5 protein-coding genes are annotated in these 5,257 nt (G+C 52.4%); 4 read left to right on the top strand and 1 reads right to left on the bottom strand.

Annotation, left to right across the window (positions count from 1 at the left end):
- Positions 1-431: 431 nt before the first annotated feature.
- The gene (locus tag AC2FJC_RS23690) at positions 432-620 is read left to right on the top strand and encodes a hypothetical protein (RefSeq protein ID WP_480794126.1); all 189 of its coding nucleotides are present in this window, start codon (positions 432-434) and stop codon (positions 618-620) included.
- A gap of 257 nt (positions 621-877) precedes the next feature.
- On the opposite strand, the gene AC2FJC_RS23685 is transcribed toward AC2FJC_RS23690, so the two are convergent.
- A complete protein-coding gene (locus AC2FJC_RS23685; protein ID WP_496742162.1) occupies positions 878-2,047 on the bottom strand; it encodes a hypothetical protein in 1,170 nt (389 codons plus the stop codon).
- 198 nt (positions 2,048-2,245) lie between these two features.
- Between AC2FJC_RS23685 and AC2FJC_RS23680 the strand changes: the two genes are divergently transcribed.
- The 3 genes from AC2FJC_RS23680 to AC2FJC_RS23670 are packed head-to-tail and all read left to right on the top strand — an operon-like array spanning position 2,246 to position 4,982.
- Positions 2,246-2,938 (top strand): PepSY domain-containing protein, encoded by a 693-nt coding sequence (locus AC2FJC_RS23680; RefSeq protein ID WP_496742160.1) that lies wholly within the window; start codon positions 2,246-2,248, stop codon positions 2,936-2,938.
- Between the two features lie 44 nt (positions 2,939-2,982).
- Positions 2,983-3,642, top strand: a complete 660-nt coding sequence (locus tag AC2FJC_RS23675; protein WP_496725618.1) for a response regulator transcription factor — start codon at positions 2,983-2,985, stop codon at positions 3,640-3,642.
- On the top strand, positions 3,642-4,982 hold the full coding sequence (locus AC2FJC_RS23670; protein WP_496742158.1) for a sensor histidine kinase: 1,341 nt from the start codon (positions 3,642-3,644) through the stop codon (positions 4,980-4,982). The genes AC2FJC_RS23675 and AC2FJC_RS23670 overlap by 1 nt, the downstream gene beginning before the upstream one ends.
- The last annotated feature ends 275 nt before the right edge of the window (positions 4,983-5,257 follow it).

Genomic DNA, 5,257 nt, shown 5'->3' with positions numbered 1-5,257 from the left:
ATACACCTCTGAAACTCAGTGGCTTGAAGCATGCAACAGAGACAGCAGCAACAAATTTAATGGGTCCAGAACCTAGCGCCAAAACTCCAATAAATTTTTCATAACGAGCACCTTCTCTATCTTTATAGTCTAGATATGAGTTTGAATGGGCCTTGGCTAGTTCATCAGCGAAGAGTCTCTTTCCTGTGCAATAGATTGTTTACGACCTGAGACCATGTGCTGAGATTGTGATCGCATGATCCAACCAAAGTGCCAGGTTAGGGTGCTCTTCGTCCACCTCGTCGCCCGCTTAATCCTTTGTCTTTATTTCGCGAACAACATTAACCGAACGTGAACAATGTGTTCTCAAAGTGTTCAATCAAACTGAGGCATAGTGCTTATGTTGGATCGAACGAGTTGTAAACCGTTTGATCGCTGACAAGGGGAAACGCATGATTAAGTCTGCCTTTGTGACTGAAGAGTCCAGCCCAACAACTGTGATGCAAACCTCCGGCAAAGTTGCCGTGGAACGTTTGTCAACCACAACAAGGTCGAGCAGTGGTCGCTTCCCTCCTATAGAAAATGCACTGACAGAAATCGTTAAAAACAAGCGGCTTTTTGAGGCACATAACAACGTCTGAAGACAGTTCAGCAGACTCTCAAACAATTCCCGATATTCGTCCTAAATATTGGAATTGATAACTAAATCCTGCTCCGGTTTGGGGCGGGGTTTCTTTTTGTGCGCCCTAGGGAAATTGACGCAACCTTTGGCGAACTCAATGAACTTCGGGCCAGCCGCTTCTCACTCTTGGGAAACATTTGGCTGGCCCGGCGCTGAGTGCTTCCGTGAGTGGTCAGCACTTCGAGTTGATTGACGAGAAGAGGCTGGGATCTTTCGTTACAGACCCAACAACGCTTTCACCTCTTCTTCAACTGCGTCGGTGACGGGTTTGTTGGCTGCGGCTTCCAGCGCTTCTCGCTCAGCCAATTCTTGTTCATCAACCAGATCAACGAGTTCTTGCACTTCTTCGGTTGCTTCTTCGTATTCAACAGCAGCTTGTCGTTCGTCGTTCAGGTCCTGTGCTTCTTCGACCGAACTGTCTAAATCCGCACGTGCTTCTTCGAGCTGTTCTTCGATTTCAGGATCCGTTCCACCGGCGTCTTCGAGCGCCTGTTCAAGGTCTTCGACCCTCTCTTGATTCTCTTGAACGTCGACCAGAGCTGTGCGCAAGTCTTCTTCTATCTCGGGAATAGTCCGCTCTGGAGGTTCCAATCCGGCGAGTTCTTCCAATTGTTCCGCAAGCTCCTCGCGCAGCGGCTCTCCGGCTAGAACAGTGTCTCGGTAATTGGCAATTCGACCGACACGGGAATTGGGTGCAGCGTTTTCTAATGCAGTTGCGTTGGCATTGGCTGCGTTAAGCGCTCCTAATTCGGACGGGTGAGCGCCGAGAAGCGCCGCCATACTGTTCCCTTTGGTTCGCACGGCCGGGCGGATGGACTCTTCGACAATCACGGTTGTTGATGATTTCGAATATGTCCTTGGCTTTTGCTTACCGCTATGAGTGGTCGTGTTTTTCTTTGAAGTGTTAAACGTTCTAGTCTTACCTTTTCCGCTGAAGATATCCTTCAATGTAAAACGACCGCTATTCCCAGAAGCAGAGCGCGAGGATTTTGACTTCGAGTTTCCAAAAATGGATTTCCCAGCACTTCGCCCACTCCGGCCTTTGTCGGCATCTTTCTTTCCGCCTTTGTTACCGGCAGAACTGTGGTCGCTACGGTCTCCTTTATCTGAGTTCCCTTTGCCGCTGCTATTACCTTTTCCGCCGCCGTTTCCTCCAGCGTTTCCATTATCGGCGCCCTTGCCGTTTCCGCCAGCGTCACCTTTTCCGCCGCCGTTTCCTCCACCTTTACCGTTTCCTCCACCTTTACCGTTTCCTCCGCCATTGCCTTTACCTTCTTTAGCAAAGGCTACATCCGGCGCGGCGATGGTGGCCACGATGGCAGTTGATCCCAGCAACGCGATTGCCAAGGTTGATGCTTTTAACAGTCCAAAATTGGTGGTTTTCATAACAGCCTCCTCAGTGGAAATCAGCGGACGTTAATTCTTTAAATCGGCTCTCTGTGTTCCAAAGTCTCGATTCACGTACGAATCTTCAAAGTTCGTTTCCATTTAACTTGAGGGTGCTTGAACGCAGGGCTAACTGCTTGTTCATCATCGGTTCATGTCGAAAGACGTAGCCTCTAGTCGCGAAATACGAGGACGTTCATGCGTGCGAAGGTGATCTTGATTGTTGCAAGTTTGCTGGTTGCTTTGCCCATTGGGGAAGCGGCTGCCCAGACGCGCGAGCTCATGCAAGGTGAACTGCGCAAGGCGACCTTGACCGGCGGCACCATCCGTTTGAAACGGGTTATCAAAGGCGTCGAGAAAGCCTTTGGTGGCACCCCCGTTGATGCGCGCGCGTTTCAGGCTGATCAAATTTACTATCGCATTCTTGTCAAAAAGCCCGATGGAAAAATTGTCAGTGTAATTGTGAATGCCCAGACCGGAACGGTCGTTTCCAATCGATCCAGTGTTGGTCGACAAATATCGAAAGCAGCGCGTTCGACACCTGCTGACGTCAGCAACAGTCGCAATACTTCTACGAGCCGTGGAAACAATGGCAACGGAGGTGGCAACGCTGGTGGCAACGGGAATGCTGGAGGCAATGGCAACGGTGGCGACAACGGCAATGCTGGAGGCAACGGCGGCGGCAATGGCAATGCTGGAGGCAACGGCGGCGGCAATGGCAACGGCGGTGGCAACGCTGGTGGCAATGGCAACGGTGGCGGCAACGGTAACGGCGGCGGCAATGGGAACGGCGGTGGTAACGCAGGTGGCAATGGCAACGGCGGTGGTAACGCAGGTGGCAATGGCAACGGCGGTGGGAATTCTGGCGGGAACGGCAAAGGCGATCGTTAAAAATAGTGCTTAAACTAATGCCGTTGCGACTGTAGCTTTTGAATATGAGAGTACTTCTGGCTGAAGATGAACCGCAGCTATGCGAGCAGGTTAAAAAACTTCTAATTGCGGAAGGCCGTGTTGTAGATGTGGCCAACAATGGTACAGACGCCCTGCACCTGGGTGCGACAGAACCTTACGACATAATCATCCTCGACATCGGGTTGCCAGAACGCGACGGTATTTCTGTCTTGCGTGAATGGCGTAGTGCAGGCGTTAAGACGCCTGTTTTGATCCTGACGGCTCGCGACGGGTGGAGCGAGCGCGTGGATGGCCTGGATGCCGGCGCTGATGACTACATGACCAAGCCGTTCCACATGCCCGAGTTGGCAGCACGTGTGCGTGCAATCCTGCGCAGACAAAGCGGTCAGTTGAACCCTGTGATCGAAATGGGGGATGTCTCGCTCGACACACGAAACGGGCGCGTCAGTGTTGGTGGAATTCCTGTGGTTCTGACCGCGCAAGAGATCGCCGTTCTTACCTACCTTGCTCACAACATGGGACGCATGGTTTCGCGCACCGAGTTGTCAGAACACATTTACGAATACGACGGCGATCGGGATTCCAACACCATTGCTGTTTTCATAACCCGGCTGCGTAAAAAACTAGGCTCTGAACTTATTACGACTGTCAGAGGGCGCGGCTATATGATCGATACCGCCTGATGTTGTCGCTTCGCCAACGCGCGTTGCTTGGCGGCCTCGCGACTGGCGCCCTTTCTGTGGGTGTCGGAACGCTCGTTGTGTTTTCCTACATCAATACCCGCGTCCTGGAACAGTTTGATGAGACGCTGCGCGACAGGCACACGCAACTTATTGTCGGCCTGAGCGCAACCACAGACGACCCTGAGGCTCTGCGTGATCTCATGTTCGACCCGGCCTACGGAACGCCGTACTCCGGCAGGTATTGGCAAGTGACGGATGGCAGCGGCGCCATATTTACGTCCGCATCGCTCTTTGACGAAACAATTTCCGAACCTGCTGGCTTGAGGGAAGAGGCAGTCGTCTGGAACACCGCTGGCCCGGATAATGAGGCCGTGCGAAGTGTGTTTCAGAAGATCACGTTCGAAGACGGAACCGAATGGGGCGTGACTGTCGCTGAAAGCAGAGGAGAGCTGATCAGCGAACGCCGGGCCGCGCAGGACAACTTGCTGCCGGTTTTTGGATTGGTTGGCTTGATCGGAGTTGCTGGTTCATTGATGTTGATGTCTGCAATTGTCGGTCCTCTCAGGAAGCTGCGCGCAGATGTGGCGCATCGCTGGGACAAGGGAGACGATCTTAAGCCGGAGGGCTATCCGGAAGAAGTTTCGCCACTTGTCGAGGACCTCAATCAATTGCTGCACAGAAACCGCGAGATTGTATCTGGTTCTCGACGGCAAGCGGCTGATTTGGCGCATGCGCTAAAAACCCCGACTGCGATCCTCCGAAACGAACTGGCAGCTTTGTCGGACAACGGAGCAGATACCGAACCTGCCGACGACGCGTTGAACAGGATCGATGCTCAGCTCAAGCGCTCCCTTGCACGCATGCGTGCGTCAAACACCGCTGAACTTACATACTCTCGAACTGATCTTACTCATTCGGTTAATAGGCTATCCAGATTGTTCTCGGTCACGGCAAAGCGTGAAGGAAAATCTTTAACGACAGAATGCGAGAGCGGACTTCAGGTCCGAATGGACGCTCAAGACATCGAAGAAGTGATTGGAAACCTCCTCGACAACGCTCTGAAATGGTGTCGGACAAGAATTCACATAGCTGCCAGACGTGTTACGGGCGGTATTGAGATTTGCATTGAGGATGACGGACCTGGAATTCCGGCAGATGCACGTGAAGGGGCACTGCATTCCGGAGGGCGGCTGGACACTTCTGTTCGAGGAACCGGTTTAGGTTTGGCCATAACAGTTGACTTGTTGAACGCTTACGGCTGCAAGCTAACACTGGATACATCCTCTAGCCTTGGCGGCTTGGCTTGCCGGATTCCAATTTTAGGAAAGACACAAACATAAATCGCCGAGACCAGTCCCTAGCTTCAGGCAATCGAAGTACAACTCATTTGAGAAGAATGGGAATTCGAACGACTTCGACATTTCTCGTACAGGGAACAGTGTGCGTGTTGGCCGCGACTGCGGAATCGTAGCAAGATATAGAATAACGGGCGCATGTCACAGGGCGAACTTTGCAAAGCCCGGTTACTGCGCTTCACTGTGAGCGTCCGTTGAACCTGACCTAACGCGAACCAATTGCGGAGGCTAAGTGTCCACCATTGATAGTGGACACTATG

The sequence above is a fragment of the Ruegeria sp. CDSB117 genome, assembly GCF_059611005.1.
The sequence above is the reverse complement of the archived record's forward strand: the minus strand, read 5'-3'. Positions and strand labels throughout refer to the sequence as shown.

What these genes read in the sequence shown, in the direction of transcription:
- AC2FJC_RS23680 (WP_496742160.1), top strand. Translation starts at nt 2,246, where the DNA reads ATGCGTGCGAAGGTGATCTTGATTGTTGCAAGTTTGCTGGTTGCTTTG.
- AC2FJC_RS23675 (WP_496725618.1), top strand. Translation starts at nt 2,983, where the DNA reads ATGAGAGTACTTCTGGCTGAAGATGAACCGCAGCTATGCGAGCAGGTT.
- AC2FJC_RS23685 (WP_496742162.1), bottom strand. Translation starts at nt 2,047, where the DNA reads ATGAAAACCACCAATTTTGGACTGTTAAAAGCATCAACCTTGGCAATC.
- AC2FJC_RS23690 (WP_480794126.1), top strand. Translation starts at nt 432, where the DNA reads ATGATTAAGTCTGCCTTTGTGACTGAAGAGTCCAGCCCAACAACTGTG.
- AC2FJC_RS23670 (WP_496742158.1), top strand. Translation starts at nt 3,642, where the DNA reads ATGTTGTCGCTTCGCCAACGCGCGTTGCTTGGCGGCCTCGCGACTGGC.